At 65.6% G+C, this 15,273-nt stretch carries 14 protein-coding genes; 9 read left to right on the top strand and 5 right to left on the bottom strand.

The window, feature by feature from the left end; all coding sequences use genetic code 11:
• Positions 1-62 precede the first annotated feature (62 nt).
• Positions 63-1,253: a molybdopterin-synthase adenylyltransferase MoeB gene (gene moeB / locus AC5RTB_RS06860; RefSeq protein ID WP_494060306.1), complete on the top strand. Its 1,191-nt coding sequence runs from the start codon at positions 63-65 to the stop codon at positions 1,251-1,253.
• A gap of 36 nt (positions 1,254-1,289) precedes the next feature.
• Here moeB and AC5RTB_RS06865 read toward each other — a convergent pair whose 3' ends face one another.
• Positions 1,290-2,615: a glutamyl-tRNA reductase gene (locus AC5RTB_RS06865; RefSeq protein WP_494060307.1), complete on the bottom strand. Its 1,326-nt coding sequence runs from the start codon at positions 2,613-2,615 to the stop codon at positions 1,290-1,292.
• A gap of 205 nt (positions 2,616-2,820) precedes the next feature.
• On the opposite strand from AC5RTB_RS06865, the gene hemE reads away from it, so the two are divergent.
• From hemE to hemL, 8 genes are all read left to right on the top strand, one after another.
• Positions 2,821-3,888 carry a uroporphyrinogen decarboxylase gene (gene hemE, locus AC5RTB_RS06870; protein ID WP_494060308.1) on the top strand — a complete coding sequence of 356 codons (1,068 nt, stop codon included), beginning with the start codon at positions 2,821-2,823 and terminating at the stop codon, positions 3,886-3,888.
• Positions 3,885-5,327, top strand: coding sequence for a protoporphyrinogen oxidase (hemG, locus tag AC5RTB_RS06875; RefSeq protein ID WP_494060309.1), 1,443 nt, complete (start codon positions 3,885-3,887; stop codon positions 5,325-5,327). The genes hemE and hemG overlap by 4 nt, the downstream gene beginning before the upstream one ends.
• A gap of 87 nt (positions 5,328-5,414) precedes the next feature.
• The gene (hemQ, locus tag AC5RTB_RS06880) at positions 5,415-6,140 is read left to right on the top strand and encodes a hydrogen peroxide-dependent heme synthase (RefSeq protein WP_494060310.1); all 726 of its coding nucleotides are present in this window, start codon (positions 5,415-5,417) and stop codon (positions 6,138-6,140) included.
• Positions 6,137-7,339 carry a ferrochelatase gene (locus AC5RTB_RS06885; RefSeq protein WP_494060311.1) on the top strand — a complete coding sequence of 401 codons (1,203 nt, stop codon included), beginning with the start codon at positions 6,137-6,139 and terminating at the stop codon, positions 7,337-7,339. Before hemQ ends, AC5RTB_RS06885 begins: the two co-directional genes overlap by 4 nt.
• Positions 7,336-8,292 (top strand): hydroxymethylbilane synthase, encoded by a 957-nt coding sequence (gene hemC / locus AC5RTB_RS06890; RefSeq protein WP_494060312.1) that lies wholly within the window; start codon positions 7,336-7,338, stop codon positions 8,290-8,292. Before AC5RTB_RS06885 ends, hemC begins: the two co-directional genes overlap by 4 nt.
• Positions 8,289-9,140 (top strand): uroporphyrinogen-III synthase, encoded by an 852-nt coding sequence (locus tag AC5RTB_RS06895; protein ID WP_494060313.1) that lies wholly within the window; start codon positions 8,289-8,291, stop codon positions 9,138-9,140. The genes hemC and AC5RTB_RS06895 overlap by 4 nt, the downstream gene beginning before the upstream one ends.
• Positions 9,141-9,143: 3 nt before the next feature.
• Positions 9,144-10,127 (top strand): porphobilinogen synthase, encoded by a 984-nt coding sequence (gene hemB / locus AC5RTB_RS06900; RefSeq protein ID WP_494060314.1) that lies wholly within the window; start codon positions 9,144-9,146, stop codon positions 10,125-10,127.
• Positions 10,128-11,450 (top strand): glutamate-1-semialdehyde 2,1-aminomutase, encoded by a 1,323-nt coding sequence (gene hemL, locus AC5RTB_RS06905; protein WP_494060315.1) that lies wholly within the window; start codon positions 10,128-10,130, stop codon positions 11,448-11,450. It abuts the gene before it with no gap.
• Between the two features lie 79 nt (positions 11,451-11,529).
• On the opposite strand, the gene AC5RTB_RS06910 is transcribed toward hemL, so the two are convergent.
• From AC5RTB_RS06910 to AC5RTB_RS06925, 4 genes are all read right to left on the bottom strand, one after another.
• The gene (locus AC5RTB_RS06910; RefSeq protein ID WP_494060316.1) at positions 11,530-12,372 is read right to left on the bottom strand and encodes a MetQ/NlpA family ABC transporter substrate-binding protein; all 843 of its coding nucleotides are present in this window, start codon (positions 12,370-12,372) and stop codon (positions 11,530-11,532) included.
• Between the two features lie 120 nt (positions 12,373-12,492).
• Entirely contained in the window at positions 12,493-13,248 is a 756-nt protein-coding gene (locus tag AC5RTB_RS06915; protein WP_494060317.1) for a methionine ABC transporter permease, read from the bottom strand.
• A complete protein-coding gene (locus AC5RTB_RS06920; protein ID WP_494060318.1) occupies positions 13,245-14,225 on the bottom strand; it encodes a methionine ABC transporter ATP-binding protein in 981 nt (326 codons plus the stop codon). Before AC5RTB_RS06920 ends, AC5RTB_RS06915 begins: the two co-directional genes overlap by 4 nt.
• 309 nt (positions 14,226-14,534) lie before the next feature.
• A complete protein-coding gene (locus tag AC5RTB_RS06925; protein ID WP_494060319.1) occupies positions 14,535-15,221 on the bottom strand; it encodes a 3'-5' exonuclease in 687 nt (228 codons plus the stop codon).
• Between the last annotated feature and the right edge of the window lie 52 nt (positions 15,222-15,273).

Consider the following 15,273-nt stretch of genomic DNA (forward strand, 5'->3'; position numbering starts at 1 on the left):
CGCTGCCGGTGTGTTGTTTTCGTATTTTGCGCGGTACCGCGCTGGTGGGCATACATTGAAGCATGAGTTCTTTGACTCCTGCCCCCGGCCCACTGGTGGAGCCCCACGCCGAGCTCAGCAGGGAAGAGATGGAGCGGTATTCCCGCCACCTCATTCTTCCGGAATTCGGCCTGGAGGCCCAGAAGCGGCTGAAGAACGCCCGTGTGCTCGTCATCGGTGCCGGCGGCCTCGGCTCGCCGGCGCTCCTGTATCTGGCCGCGGCCGGCGTGGGAACGCTGGGCATCGTGGATGACGACGTCGTCGACGTCTCCAACCTGCAGCGGCAGGTGATCCATGGAATGAGCAACGTAGGGCAGAGCAAGGCGAGCTCGGCGGAACAGAGCATCACGGATCTCAACCCGCACGTGAAGGTGATCCGACACGAGGTCCGGCTCGACACGAGCAATGTCCTGGATCTGTTCGCCGGGTATGACCTTGTCCTTGACGGCACGGACAACTTCGCTACTCGGTACCTGGTGAGCGACGCGGCCGAAATTCTCGGCAAGCCGTATGTCTGGGGGTCCATCCTTCGCTTCGACGGCCAGGTGAGCGTCTTCTGGCCCAAGCCCTCCGTCGGCGGACCCAGCTACCGCGACCTGTACCCCGAAGCGCCACCGCCCGGCGCTGTTCCGTCCTGCGCGGAGGGCGGGGTGCTCGGAGTGCTGTGCGCCCAGATCGGTTCGGTGATGGTTAATGAGGCGATCAAGCTGATCACCGGCATCGGCTCAACCCTTCTGGGGCGCGTCCTGATCCTCAACGCGCTCGATATGACATGGCGGGAATTGCGGGTGCGGCGGGACCCCTCAGCCGTACCCATCACCGAGCTCTCCGACTACGAAGCATTCTGCGGCCTCGTGCCGGCCGTCGACGAAGCCTCGGATGAACTTCCCTCCGTCACCGCCACCCGCCTGGAGGAACTGCTGCGGGAGCGTGCCGCGGGCGCACGTGACTTCGACCTGGTCGATGTGCGGGAGCCGGGCGAGTACGAGATCGTCCGGATTGAAGGAGCCACCCTGGTTCCGCAGAACCGGATCCTCACCGGGGAAACCGAACTTGACCCCTCCCGGGAGATCTACGTTCACTGCAAGGCCGGCAGCCGCTCCGCCAACGTCGTCCGGTACCTGCGCGAGCAGGGCGCGCGGGAGGTCTATAACGTGGACGGCGGGATATTGCAGTGGGTCCGCGACGTCGAACCGGAGAAGCCGGTCTACTGAGCCGGATCCATTGAGCGGGTTTGGTGGCGGGAGGCGCTAAGCGGTCTCTGTGCGCGCTTCGTTGACCTCATGAACCGGGCAGGACTGCTGGGGTGGAGCTGCGGACGGGAACTCGGGTTCGATTCCGTACAGCGCCTCGAGAGCCGCGGTGTAATCTTCCTGTCGGCCTTCAGCTGCGAGCTGCCGCGCACGAACCGTCGGGACGTGGAGCAGCTGACGAACCATCCGCCGGAGGGCAAACTCGACTTCCTCCGCGGCCGCGGTGCACCCATGCTGGGCGCGGACGCGAGCCATCTCGGCATCGAGGACCTGCTGCGTGTGCTTGCGCAGTGCGACGATCGCAGCGTCCATGGAGCGGGAGTTCACCTGTTCCTGGAAGGAATTCGCCGCGTTGGATACCAGTTCACTGGCCTGGCGCAGTGATTCCGCCTGCTCGTCGGGTGCGGCGAGACGAACGGATTCCAGGGTGATGAGTTCCACGTTCTCCACGGAGGCGACTTCAGGGTCGAAGTCGTGGCTCAGGGCGAGGTCTACGATCACCAGGGTGCGCTCCACGCCTTCCCTGAGCTGACGGATGTCATCGGCACCGACGCGCCGCTCACTGCCGCTGCAGCCGATGACGATGTCAGCCTGGATGAGCGCTGCGTGCAGTGTCTCGTCCGTGAGCGCCGTTCCACCACGGGTGGCGACAAAGCTCTGGGCACGTCCCGACGGTGAGTAGACCGAAATATCGGCGCAGCCTCGCTCGCGAAGCAGGGCCATGGTGGCACCTGCATACGCACCGGTGCCGAAGACAACAACGGCCTTCTCCCGGAGGTCACGGGTGCTCGAGAGGTCAGCGGCAAGATCAAGTGCGACCGAGACAATTGAACGGCCACGCGCACCGAGGGCGGTCTGGGCGCCGACGTCACGCGCGGTACGGGAGGCTGCCTGGAAGAGTCGCACGAGACCGCCGCTGGCGGTTCCGACACCCTGGGATTCAATGAGTGCACGGCGCACCTGGCCCGCGATCTCCCGCTCACCGACGACGGCGGAATCCAGCCCTGCGCTCACGCTGAAGAGGTGGCGCGGCACGTCCGGTCCGGTCAGTGTGGTGAAGGATCCCGACACTTTGCTCTTGGGCAGCCCCGACTGGTTGCTAATTGCTGTGATGATGGAGGAGCGGGCGGCCTCGATGTCTGCTTCCGAGGTGGCTTCGCCGTAGATCTCGAACCGGTTGCAGGTTGCCAGCGCTACAGCTCCGTTGAGTGCCGGGCTGTCCTGAAGCGCTGACGAAGCGACCTGGGACGCTCCGACGCTGAGTCGGGCCACGGTCTCCAGGTCGATATCCGAGTGGGTCGCAACCAGGGAAAAGTAGTTCACAGCCCCTTCAGCATAGCCAAACCGGACACCCGAACCCTAATAGGCAAGCCTAAGTTCCAACCTTCCTCCAATGTCCGCAAACCCGCGCGGTTGAGCGGAAGCCGAGGAGTAGGGCAGCCGCTGAATGCGCACCAGGGAAGGTGATTTCGACCACCAGCCAACCGTGCAGTTATCCAAGCGGGTCGAACTTCGGCAGAATCGAGTCATGACCCTCAGCGCAACACACCCCCTGACGGACGGCACAACGTCGGAGTCTCCGCTCATCCAGGCCTATCGCGGCCGCACACCGTCCCGCCGCCCGGTCTGGTTCATGCGGCAGGCCGGACGTTCCCTGCCCGAGTACCGCGCGCTGCGGGAGGGCACGGCAATGCTCGATGCATGCCTCGACCCGGTGATGGCCGCTGAAATCACACTCCAGCCCGTCCGGCGGCACGACGTCGACGCCGCCATCTTCTTCTCCGACATCGTCATACCGCTCAAACTCGCCGGCGTGGATGTGGACATCGTGCCCGGCGTCGGCCCGGTGCTGGGAAGCCCCATTCGCAGCGCCGCGGATGTCGCAGCACTGCCTGAACTCACCGACAGCGCCCTTGATCCGATTCGCGAGGCCGTCGCGCGCACCGTCGCCGAACTGGGGAGTACACCGCTGATCGGCTTTGCCGGAGCGCCTTTCACGCTTGCCGCCTACATGGTTGAGGGCAGGCCGTCCCGCGACCACCTCGGCCCCCGCACCATGATGCACGCAGACCCTGACACGTGGCGGGCTCTCACTGACTGGGCGGCCGACGCCTCCGGTCAATTCCTCCGGGCGCAACTTGAGGCCGGTGCCAGCGCGGGCCAGCTATTCGATTCGTGGGCGGGATCGCTGGGCCTGGCGGACTACGTCCAGCATGTTGCCCCGGCGTCATCCCGTGCGCTCGACCATGTCCGCGACCTCGGTGCGCCGCTGATTCACTTCGGAACGGGCACCTCGGAACTGCTGGTAGCCATGCGGGACGTCGGCGTGGACGTCGTGGGTGTTGACTACCGCCTTCCGCTCGATGAGGCGAACAAGCGGCTCGGCGGAACAGTGGCGCTCCAGGGCAACATTGATCCGGCGCTGCTCTCGGCGCCCTGGGAGGTCCTGGAAGCGCACGTGCGGGCAGTGCTTGACGCCGGTTCCTCAGCTCCCGGCCACGTGGTCAATCTGGGTCACGGTGTTCCGCCGGAAGCGGACCCTGAAGTGCTGACGCGGGTCGTTTCACTCGTCCACTCGGTGCCGCCCAGCCGATGAGCCGCGGGAAGCAGGTCGACACGGGTCCCGCCGTCGTCGTCATTGGAGGCGGCGTTGCAGGTCTGTGCGCGGCGCGGGAGCTGACCGCAGCGGGCCTGCGGGTAACCGTGCTTGAATCCTCCGCGGCCTTCGGCGGCAACGTGACCAGTCACGAACTTGCCGGGTTGACGCTCGACGCCGGTGCCGAATCGTTCTCCACCCGCTCCGACACCGTGCCTTCGCTGGCACGCGAGTTGGGGCTCGGTTCCCTGATCTGCACGCCGAATCCCTCCGGGGCGTGGCTTAACCTGCCGTCACATGAGGGCGGGTCCATCGCCGTTCCGCTTCCGCAGTCCGGGCTGCTCGGCATCCCTGCCGATGTGCGCGATCCTGAGCTGCCCAGGCTGATCGGCCGTTCCGCGAGCGTGCGGGCAAGCCTCGACCGCGCTCTTCCCCTTGGCGGACTGCTGAACCAGGAGCAGCTCAGCTTGGGGCAAGTGGTGCGGGCACGCATGGGCTCTGAGGTGCTGAAGCGGCTGGTCGCTCCCGTCGTCGGCGGCGTCCTGTCGGCTGACCCGGACGACCTCGATGTGGACGCCGCTGTTCCGGGATTGCGGGCATCGTTGCGAAAGCACGGCTCTCTCAGTGCGGCGGTCGGCGCCATGCGGAAGGCGGCTCCCGCAGGGACGGCCGTTGCGGGTCTTGAGGGCGGGATGCATCAGCTTCCCGCCGCGCTCACACAGCAGCTGGACCGCGACGGCGCAGTCCTGAGTACCTCGGAAAGGGTGCAGGCGCTCGCACGGACTCCGGACGGCTGGACAGTCACCACCCAGACCCAAACCCTGAAAGCCGACGCGGTGGTGGTCGCGACCGACGGTCCAACCGCCGTCGATCTGTTGGCTCCGGCCGTGCCGCGGCTGCGGCATGACCGGCCTGCGGTGGTGCCTGCGGTGGCGCTTGTCAGCCTGGTGGTGGACGTGCCGGAGCTGGATGCAGCGCCGCGCGGAACAGGCGTCCTGGTAGCCCGCGATACCCCGGGCGTGCGGGCGAAGGCTCTCACTCACGCCACAGCCAAGTGGCCCTGGCTCGCGGAGCGCGCCGGCCCGGGGAGCCACGTCCTGCGCCTGTCCTTCGGGCGCGGTGCCGATGTTGATGACACTGCGCAATTGCCCGACAACGATCTCTACCAGCTTGCCCTGCAGGACGCCTCGTCGCTGCTCGGCGTGGAAATCAGCCCAACCGACGTCGTCGACTGGGATGTGGTCCGCTGGAACAATGCACTGCCGCACGCCACGCTGGGGCACCGGGACCGCGTCGCGCGCATCCGGGCGGCTGCCGCTGAGGAGCGCGGACTGGAAATTACCGGGGCATGGCTCGCGGGAACGGGCCTGGTGGCGGTGATCGATAACGCGCGGGAGCGCGGTGGCGCGCTCGCCAAGCGCCTTCAGGCTGGGCGCTAACACTGGACGCTGTGAGATTGATAACCTTCTACCAGCTGTAGAAGCCACCAATTTTCATTTGCCTGTTGACAGGAGCAGACTGGATCCATGAGCGAGAATGCGGGTTACGAACACGTGCAGAGCACCTCCACCGTCGATACTCTCCAGGGCGGCGAAGAGGCCGGGACATCCCAGTTCTACACGCTCTGGACCGTCTTCAAGAGGTCCGCGGGCGCACCGGATGATGGCGGTGCGCTTGAGTCTGCAGCGTCGGAACTTGAGGATGCCGGGGTGACCGTCCGTGGCTTCTACGATGTCTCCGCGATGCGGGCAGAGGCCGACATCATGGTCTGGCTTCACGGCCCGAAACCTGAAGATCTGCAGGCAGCCGTCCGCACGCTTCGGCGAACGGCAACCCTCGCCGGTGCGGAAATCGTATGGTCGGCGATGGGTGTGCACCGTGACGCAGAGTTCTCCAAGAGCCACTCGCCGGCCTTTTCCCGCGGGGTCGCTCCGGAGGAGTGGGTGTGTGTCTACCCCTTCGTGCGCTCGTATGACTGGTACATCCTCCCCACCGAGGAACGCCGCGAAATGCTGTATGACCACGGTATGAAGGGGCGCCAGTACCCCCAGGTCATCTCCAATACGGTGTCCTCTTTCGCGCTCGGCGACTGGGAATGGATTTTGGCGCTCGAAGCTCCCGAACTTGTGGACCTGGTCGACCTTATGCGTTTCCTCCGGGAGACCGAGGCGCGCCGGCATGTCCGCGAAGAGGTCCCGTTCTACACAGGCCGGCGGATCAACGCCCAGGAAGTAGCAGAGGTACTCCGATGAGCACTCCCACGTTCCACCCGCTCGACGGCGTCGACGAGAACGGCCGCATGGCACCGAAGGAGTACGACGCGATCGTGCTCGCGTCCTTCGGCGGGCCCGAAGGCCAGGACGACGTCATTCCCTTCCTGCGCAACGTGACCCGCGGCCGGGGCATCCCGGATGAGCGTCTCGAAGAAGTCTCACACCATTACCGCGCGTTCGGTGGTATCAGCCCGATCAACCAGCAGAACCGCGATCTGAAGGCTGCCATGGAGGCAGAACTCGCCCGGCGCGGTATCGACCTGCCGGTGCTGTGGGGCAACAGGAACTGGCCGCCGTTCATCGCGGACACACTGAAGGACGCGTACGACGCCGGTCACCGCCGCGTCCTGGCCGTCACCACGAGTGCCTACTCCTGCTACTCCAGCTGCAGGCAGTACCGCGAAGACCTGGGTACGGCGCTGGTTGAAACCGGTTTGGCCGGCCAGCTCGAAGTGGACAAGGTCCGCCAGTACTTCGACCACCCCGGCTTCGTCGAGCCGTTTGTCGAGGGTGTCACCAGTGGGCTGAAGTCCGTGCGCGAACGCCTGGCCGCGGACGGTGACGCTGATGCGCCCGTGCACATCATGTTTGCGACGCACTCGATTCCTACCGCCGACGCCGACGCCGCCGGCCCCCGCGACGGGGACGGCGGTCCCGCGCTCGAGGACGGCGCGTATGTCGCCCAGCACCTTGCCACTGCGCAGGCCGTGCTCGACAGGGTTCCCGAAGCGGCCGGGTGCGAGTGGTCGCTGGTGTACCAGTCGCGGTCCGGCGCACCCCACATCCCGTGGCTGGAACCGGACATCAACGATGCCCTCGGAGACCTGGCAGCAGCCGGCGCCAAGGGGGTAGTCATTGTGCCGCTCGGATTTGTGAGCGACCACATGGAGGTCGTCTGGGATCTGGACACAGAGGCCATGGAGACCTGCGCCGAGCTGGGCCTGGTCGCAGAACGGGTCCCGACGCCGGGTACGCACGCGAAGTTCATCTCGGGACTCATCGACCTCGTGGGTGAGCGCACCGCTGACAACACCGTCTCCGAGCGCCCCGCCACCACTGACCTCGGTCCCTGGTACGACGTCTGCCGGCCCAACTGCTGTGCAAACCGGCGCGGAGAGAAGCCCACCGTTGCGGGTGCCGACTCCAACGTTGGACTCCCGGGGACAGGGCAGGCATGAATCAGGCTGTCCGGGTAGGCACGCGCGCCAGTGCGCTCGCCCTGACGCAGACCACGACCGTCGCTGAGTCGCTTGCCCGTCTGGGCGGCTTCGACTACGAACTGGTCCGGGTGAGCACAACCGGTGATGTCAACCGTGCCTCACTGTCGCAGATCGGCGGAACGGGTGTCTTCGTCGCCGCGCTCCGCGAGGCGCTGCTTGACGACACCTGCGACGTCGCCGTGCACTCGCTGAAGGACCTCCCGACCGGGGATGCCGAGGGACTCACGGTTGCGGCAGTGCCAGAACGCGCCGACATCCGGGACGCCCTGTGTGCGCGGGACGGCCTCAAACTTGCGGACCTGCCTGTGGGTGCCAGCGTGGGAACCGGCTCGCCCCGTCGCGCCGCGCAGCTGAGGGCTGCGCGCCCTGACCTGTCGGTCATCGACATCCGGGGCAACGTCGACACCCGGCTGGCCCGCGTGGCAGGCCTCGTGGACGGGGGGCCGGGTGACCTTGACGCCGTCGTACTGGCAGCCGCCGGTCTTGAGCGTCTTGGCCGCCATGACCACATCACTGAGTATTTTGAGCCGTCGCTCATGCTGCCCGCGCCGGGTCAGGGCGCGCTGGCTGTTGAGTGCCGCAGCAACGACGCAGGCTCCTCGGCCTTCGCAGAAGCACTACGACAGTATGATCACGCTCCCACCCGGCTCGCGGTGACGGCTGAGCGGGCCGTCCTGCGCCGGCTTGAAGCCGGCTGCACGGCGCCCATTGGTGCCCATGCAGCGGCGGACGGCGGGAAGCTGACCCTCGAAGCTGTGGTGTGCAGTCCGGACGGCAGCCGGTTGCTTCGGCGCACACAGGCGACGACGGACCTCTCGGTGGAAGGCGCAGCCACTGTCGGCATCGTGCTCGCCGAGGAACTCCTTGCCCAGGGGGCGGCGGAGATTGCCGGGCTCACCGCGGATTTATGAGCGCCGCTCCAGCGGTCGGGGATCTCTCGGGGATTACTGTCGCATTGCTGCGCAGCCCTGACCGGGGTGCCGCGATGGCTGCGGAGTTGGCGCAGCGGGGAGCGAAGACCATGTTGGTCCCTATGGTCGACTGGGAACTGCCGGCCGATACGAGTGAGCTGGACCGGCTCCTGAATACCGTTCCCTCCTATGACTGGCTCGTGGTCACCAGCGTTACCACCGTGCGGGTCCTCGCACAATGGGCTGAGGCGCGGCAGTTGTCCCTGGCATCGCTCATCGGTTCCGCCAGGGTAGCGGCAGTCGGAGCGGCTACCCGGAGCGCGCTCACCCAGGTTGGTGTGCCGGTCCACCTGACACCCGCGGAGGACCAGTCCGCGGAGGGGCTTCTGGCCGAATTGCCTGCGGGGCGGGCAAGCGCGCTTCTTCCGCAATCTGACCTCGCCGTCGACACGCTACGGGCCGGCCTCGCCGAGCGCGGATGGACTGCTCATGCCGTTACCGCCTACCTCACGGTCGACTATCCGGCAGCCGCCGGACGACGGGTAGGCGGAAGCGAGGAGGATTCCGTCCATGTTGCCGGCGCGGCCACACGGGAGGAATTGTCCGAGGCGCTGGAGCAGGGCGGGATCGACGCCGTCGTCCTCACCTCACCCAGCATCGCGGCCCGCCTGCATGCCATGATGGGAACGTTGCCCGACACGGTGGTGACGATAGCCATCGGGCGGCGCACGGAGCGGGACGCGTCCGCGCTGGGAATTCGGATCGACGCCACGGCGACGTCGCCGAGCCCAACAGGAATCGCAGATGCGGTGAGCGCCGCCGTCGTCAATCATCGGAAGAGGAACTAACGCATGAGCTTCCCGCAGCACCGGCCCCGTCGGTTGCGGTCAACCCCGGCGATGCGCCGGCTGACCGCAGAGAACCGGATCAGCCCGGCTGAGCTGATCCTCCCGGCGTTCATCCGGGAGGGGTTGAGCGAGCCGGTCCCCATCAGCTCGATGCCCGGAGTGGTCCAGCACAGCACGGACACCCTCAGACGTGCCGCGGCCCAAGCCGCCGAACTGGGCGTTGGCGGCATCATGCTCTTTGGCATACCCGCACACCGTGATGCCACGGGAAGCGCGGGCCTCGACCCCGACGGTGTGCTGAACAGGGCAATCGCCGACGTGCGCTCGGAAGTGGGGGACTCACTGGTCGTGATGAGCGACGTCTGCCTCGACGAGTTCACCGACCACGGCCACTGCGGCGTGCTGGCGGCAGACGGTGCGGTGGACAATGACGCCACGCTGGAACTGTATGCGCAGATGGCCGTCGCCCAGGCCGACGCCGGCGCCCATGTGGTGGGTCCGTCCGGGATGATGGACGGCCAGGTCGGGGTCATCCGCCGAGCCCTTGACGCAGCCGGGCACCAGGACGCCGCGGTCCTGGCCTACGCAGCGAAGTACGCTTCGGCGTTCTACGGTCCCTTCCGGGAGGCGGTGGATTCCCAGCTGATCGGTGATCGACGGACCTACCAGATGGATGCGGCCAACCGCCGTGAAGCGCTCCTTGAGGTGCAGCTGGATCTCGAGGAAGGCGCGGATATGGTGATGGTCAAGCCGGCGATGAGTTACCTCGACATCGTCGCCGACGTCGCAGCCATGTCGCCCGTCCCGGTCGCCGCATACCAGATCTCGGGGGAGTACGCCATGATCGAGGCTGCTGCCGCGAACGGCTGGATTGACCGGCGTCGTTCCATCGAGGAATCTGTGCTCGGGATCAAGCGTGCCGGGGCGCAGATCATCCTCACATACTGGGCAACGGAACTGGCCACCTGGCTGAAGGAGAGCAAGTAAATGACACGATCCGAAGACCTATTTGCCCGCGCGCAAACACTGATGCCCGGCGGCGTGAACTCACCGGTGCGGGCCTTCGGGTCCGTCGGTGGTACCCCGCGGTTCCTTGTGTCGGCACAGGGACCGTACGTGACCGATGCCGACGGCCGCCAGTACGTTGATCTGGTGTGCTCCTGGGGGCCGGCGCTACTTGGACATGCGCACCCCGCGGTACTGGACGCCGTCCACCAGGCCGCCGACCGCGGACTGTCCTTCGGCGCGTCCACGCCTGCGGAAGCTGAACTGGCGCAGATCGTCACGGACCGGGTCTCCGCCGTCGAACGCCTGCGCATGGTATCCACCGGCACGGAAGCAACCATGACGGCAGTCCGCCTCGCCCGCGGTTACACTGGCCGCAACCTCATCGTGAAGTTCGCCGGCTGTTACCACGGCCACCTCGACGGACTGCTTGCCGCAGCCGGCTCCGGAGTGGCAACGCTCGCCCTGCCGGGTTCTGCGGGAGTAACGGACGCGACTGCTGCCGAGACGCTCGTCCTTCCCTACAACGACGTTGACGCAGTTGAAGCCGCGTTCGCCGAGCATGGCGCCTCCATCGCGGCGGTCATCACGGAAGCTGCCCCCGCCAACATGGGCGTCGTGGAGCCTGCTCCCGGATTCAATGCGGCACTGTCACGGATCACCACCGAACATGGCGCCCTGCTGATCGTGGATGAGGTTCTGACCGGTTTCAGGGTCGGCCCGGGAGGCTACTGGGCACTGACCGGCGAAGGTGAACGATGGACTCCGGACCTGCTGACCTTCGGCAAGGTGATCGGTGGAGGACTTCCGGCGGCGGCCCTCGGTGGACGGGCGGACGTCATGGAGTACCTGGCGCCGCTGGGTCCTGTTTATCAGGCGGGCACGCTCTCCGGTAACCCGCTTGCCATGGCGGCAGGTGTTGCCCAGCTGACCCACGCCACCGACGAGGTGTACCGTTCCATCGACTCCCGTTCCCTGGAGCTTTCCGCAGCCGTATCGGAGGAGCTTTCGCGGGTCGGCGTCGACCACTCCGTCCAGCGAGCCGGAAACCTGTTCAGCATCGCCTTCGGGACTTCCGAACGGGGAGTCGCCAACTATGCCGACGCCCAGGCACAGGAAACCTTCCGGTACGCGCCGTTCTTCCACTCCATGCTCGATGCAGGTGTCTACCTGCCGCCGTCGGTCTTTGAGGCGTGGTTCCTCTCCTCCGCCCACGACGACGCCGCCATGGAACACATCATGGCCGCGCTGCCCGCCGCCGCGCGCGCCGCTGCCGCCGCCGGAGCCACACCCCCGGGCGTGTAAGACAGCAAATGGCCGGCTACCCGTGAGGGGGCGCCGGCCATTGTGTTTGTTTACTGTGCTGCGGGTCGCCCCAGGAAGCCTAGAAGGCGGGAGCTACGTCACCGCTCGGCCAGGTCTCCTCGATGTACTGCTTGACCTCGGGGGAGTGAAGCAGTTCCTCGAGCTTGGCAATGCGGGCATCGCCCTCCGAGGAGGTGTTCCATGCGAGGAAGTTCGCGTACGGGTTGTTCTCGACAGACTCAACCAGGAGGGCATCCTCCGTGCTGAGACCAGCGTCGAGGATGTAGTTTCCGTTGATGATCGCAAGGTCCACTGTGGGATCCTGCAGATCGTTGAGCAGCAGCTCCGGCTGGTTCTCCACGAACTCAAGGCCCTTGGGGTTCTGCTCCTCGGTCAGCGACAGGACGGAGGCATCAGCCTCGATGTTCTCGAGCAGACCGGCTTCCTGCAGCAGCGTGAGGGCACGCGCCTGGTTGGACGGGTCATTGGTGATTGCTACGCGGCCGCTGTCGGGGATGGCGGAGACGTCATCATGCTTCTCGGAGAAGGCAGCGTATGGCTCGATGTGCACACCCTCGCCGTGGGCGAATTCGTAGCCCTGGCTTTCAACCTGGCTCTCGAAGTAGGGCAGGTGCTGGAAGTAGTTGGCGTCCAGGTCGCCCTCGCTCAGAGCGATGTTGGGAGTGGTGTAGTCGTCGAACTCCTGGATCTCGAGCTCAATTCCGCTGCCCTCGGCCAGGTTGTCGCGGACGAATTCCAGAATCTGCGCGTGGGGTACGGGGCTGGCGCCAACCTTGACTGTCGCCGGGGTGGTGGGGTCGAGGGTTTCGACGGCCGCGGGAGCGCTGTCGCTTGCGCCGCATGCTGAGAGGGTGAGAAGTGCGGCCAGCCCGGCGGCTGCCAGCGAAAACTGCTTGCGCATGTGTGGTGCGTTCCTTTCGTAGTACCGGCGGTCGGGAGGAACCGGGACGCCGGGGGAGTGACGGCTGGCGGCTACCGACCGTCGTCGGCCCCGTTCGTGGCGGGGCAGGGTTGGAGAGCTTTAGACGCCGACGACGTCGTTGGTTACTGCCTGGCGACGGTCCCGCCTGCTGCGGCGTGCTCCTGCGGTGGCAGCTGTCCGGTGGTCCACACGCTGCGCGAGCCGGTCGCCGAGGATCTGGATGATCTGGACGATGGCGACGATGATCACGATGATGACCACCATCACCGTTGTGTCAAACCGCTGCAGACCGTAGTTGTAAGCGAGCCTGCCCAATCCGCCGCCGCCGATAATCCCGGCCATCGCTGAATACCCGACGAGCGTAACGAGCGTGGTGGTGAATGCAGCGATGAGGGACGGAAGGGCTTCCGCAATCATGACCTTGGTGATGACCTGGAGACGCGTTGAACCCATGACCAGGGCAGCATCGATCTTGCCGGAGGAAACATCGCGCAGACTCGTTTCAACCAGGCGGGCGAAGAACGGAATGGCTCCGATGCTCAGGGACACCGAGGCCGCGACGGGCCCGATGGAGGATCCGGTCAGGAAGCGGGCCAGCGGGATCAGCGACACCATGAGGATGGCGAAGGGAATGGACCGCGTGATGTTCACGACTACATCGCTGACAACGCGATTTGTGACAGGCATCGGGCGTAGACCGCCCGGGCTGCTGGCGTGCAGGAAGATGCCAAGCGGAAGCCCGACGAGCAGCGTGAAGAATCCCGAGATGCCGATCATCTGGAGGGTCGCGAGGAATTCCTCGGGGAGGGCTTGGGTGATTCCTGGATTCTGGAAGAGGTTGTCGAGGATGTTCATGCCGCTACCTCCACGTGTACGCCGGCGCCTTCTAGGTAGGCTGTTATCTCGCTGAGCGGTCTCGGGGAGTCAACTTCCACCCGGAGCCGGCCGAAACGGGACCCTCCGAGCGTCTCTACAGTCCCTGCGATCACATTGACGTTGGCATCGAAACGCCGCGTCAGTTCGGAGAGGACGGGAGCTGAGGCGGTCTCGCCGACGAGCAGCAGTTCCAGTTCCGGCAGGGCGGTGCTCGCGGTACTGGAGGGCAACGGCATCAGGGCTTTGCCGAGGGAACCGGACCTGTCACCGACGATCGCGTGGAGTGGACCGTGCTCGATGATGCGTCCGCGGTCAAGCAGGGAGACTGAGTCGCAGATTTGCTTCACCACGTGCATCTCGTGGGTAATGACCAGGACCGTGAGGTTCAGGGTGTGGGTGAGGTTGCGAATCAGCGTGAGGATGTCCTCGGTGGTGGCAGGGTCGAGGGCAGATGTTGGCTCGTCACACAGCAGCACGTCGGGATCCGATGCCAGCGCACGCGCGATGCCCACCCGCTGCTTCTGGCCGCCGGAGAGTTGGGAGGGGTAAGCGTCTGCGAACTCCGTCAGGCCGACGAGGGAGAGCAGTTCGGCAACCTTGCGGCTGATGTCACCTTTCGGCGTCTTCACCAACTCAAGCGGATGTGCGACATTCTGGGCAGCCGTCCGTGAGTCCATCAGATTGGCGTGCTGGAACACCATTCCGATACGGCGCCGGGCCGTGCGGACCTCGGAGTCCTTGACGCTGGTCAACTCGCGGCCGTCGATGATGACAGAACCCGAGGTTGGACGGTCGAGAAGGGTCAGGCATCGGACAAGAGTCGATTTACCCGCTCCGGAGTGCCCGACGATGCCGTGAATTGAACCCTTGGGTACCGAGAGGGTGACGTCGTCCAGTGCTGTAACGGTTCGCTCACCCTGGCGGTATGTTTTGCGCAGGTTGGTGACTGTGATCATTGGTCCTCATGCTGTCTGGGGTCCGCAGGGTCTTCCGCGAAAGTCCTACTCCGGCGAGCAGGAATGAAGCATCGGTCAGCACGCTGTTTGTGAGGTTCGGAAGGCCCTCAGTCGCCCGGAAAACGGCCGCAGCGGGCGCGTGGCGATGCTCTGCAATTGTGGCACGAACGAAAGATTCGGCTGAAATTTAGTGCGCAGGATCACGCGTGGGCGCGTGGCCGGTGCTTTCCGCTTTCCTGGCCGAAGAATCTTCGAATAGCATCCAGTCAATGGGTACGCGCACGCGGCGTACCGGCGACAACTATTGGCTCACGAGGCGACAGCCGGCCACCGCCCCTCCACGACCGCGCTGGAGTCGCTGCGGCGGAGATACTCCTGGAAGCTCGCTGCCTGGCCCCGTGCCCAGGTCACCTGGAATTCATGAAGCTCGGACGCCGATCGCCGAAGCTGATGAAACCGGTCGGCGAGAGCGGACCCAACCCCGAGTGTCGCCATGACGTCCGCCGCTGAGGTGTGAGCGTTTTCCAGGGGAACGCCATAGTGCGCGCACATGGCGGTGAGCGTCCTCTTCCCGGGACGGTAACGGTCTGCGTGCTTGTCCATCACGTAAGGGTCCAATACCGGGAACGGACTCGGGGTGCGGATCCCATGTCGGTGTCCCTCGCGGGCGAGGACCGTGAAGTCATAGCGGGCGTTGAATGCGAGAACCGGGACGTGGGTCCTGAAGTAGCCATTCAGGACCCCGGCAATCTGATTCACCACCTGGGCAACAGGAGCCCCCTGTTCCTTTGCTGTGTGGTTGGTGATGCCGTGGACGGCCATGGCCTCGGCAGGAATGTCCACTCCGGGGTTGGCGAGCCACTCGTGATGTTGCAAGATCTCTCCCCGCCCATCGACGAGGATGATTGAAGCGGTCACGATACGCGCTGTGAGGGGATCACGGCCGGTGGTTTCGAGATCAAAGGCCGCACGGGGATGCATATGCCAGCTGTTCATGGTCCAGACGGTATCCGTCAGGTACGACATTCCGGTTAGGCCCCGAATTGGA

It is taken from the genome of Arthrobacter sp. M71 S08 (assembly GCF_059089725.1).

Bases quoted from the DNA above. Each gene is read 5' to 3' on its own strand.
- moeB (WP_494060306.1), top strand. From the start codon at position 63: ATGAGTTCTTTGACTCCTGCCCCCGGCCCACTGGTGGAGCCCCACGCC.
- AC5RTB_RS06915 (WP_494060317.1), bottom strand. From the start codon at position 13,248: ATGAACATCCTCGACAACCTCTTCCAGAATCCAGGAATCACCCAAGCC.
- hemE (WP_494060308.1), top strand. From the start codon at position 2,821: ATGACCCTCAGCGCAACACACCCCCTGACGGACGGCACAACGTCGGAG.
- hemG (WP_494060309.1), top strand. From the start codon at position 3,885: ATGAGCCGCGGGAAGCAGGTCGACACGGGTCCCGCCGTCGTCGTCATT.
- AC5RTB_RS06910 (WP_494060316.1), bottom strand. From the start codon at position 12,372: ATGCGCAAGCAGTTTTCGCTGGCAGCCGCCGGGCTGGCCGCACTTCTC.
- AC5RTB_RS06920 (WP_494060318.1), bottom strand. From the start codon at position 14,225: ATGATCACAGTCACCAACCTGCGCAAAACATACCGCCAGGGTGAGCGA.
- AC5RTB_RS06925 (WP_494060319.1), bottom strand. From the start codon at position 15,221: ATGAACAGCTGGCATATGCATCCCCGTGCGGCCTTTGATCTCGAAACC.
- hemL (WP_494060315.1), top strand. From the start codon at position 10,128: ATGACACGATCCGAAGACCTATTTGCCCGCGCGCAAACACTGATGCCC.
- AC5RTB_RS06895 (WP_494060313.1), top strand. From the start codon at position 8,289: ATGAGCGCCGCTCCAGCGGTCGGGGATCTCTCGGGGATTACTGTCGCA.
- hemQ (WP_494060310.1), top strand. From the start codon at position 5,415: ATGAGCGAGAATGCGGGTTACGAACACGTGCAGAGCACCTCCACCGTC.
- hemC (WP_494060312.1), top strand. From the start codon at position 7,336: ATGAATCAGGCTGTCCGGGTAGGCACGCGCGCCAGTGCGCTCGCCCTG.
- AC5RTB_RS06885 (WP_494060311.1), top strand. From the start codon at position 6,137: ATGAGCACTCCCACGTTCCACCCGCTCGACGGCGTCGACGAGAACGGC.
- hemB (WP_494060314.1), top strand. From the start codon at position 9,144: ATGAGCTTCCCGCAGCACCGGCCCCGTCGGTTGCGGTCAACCCCGGCG.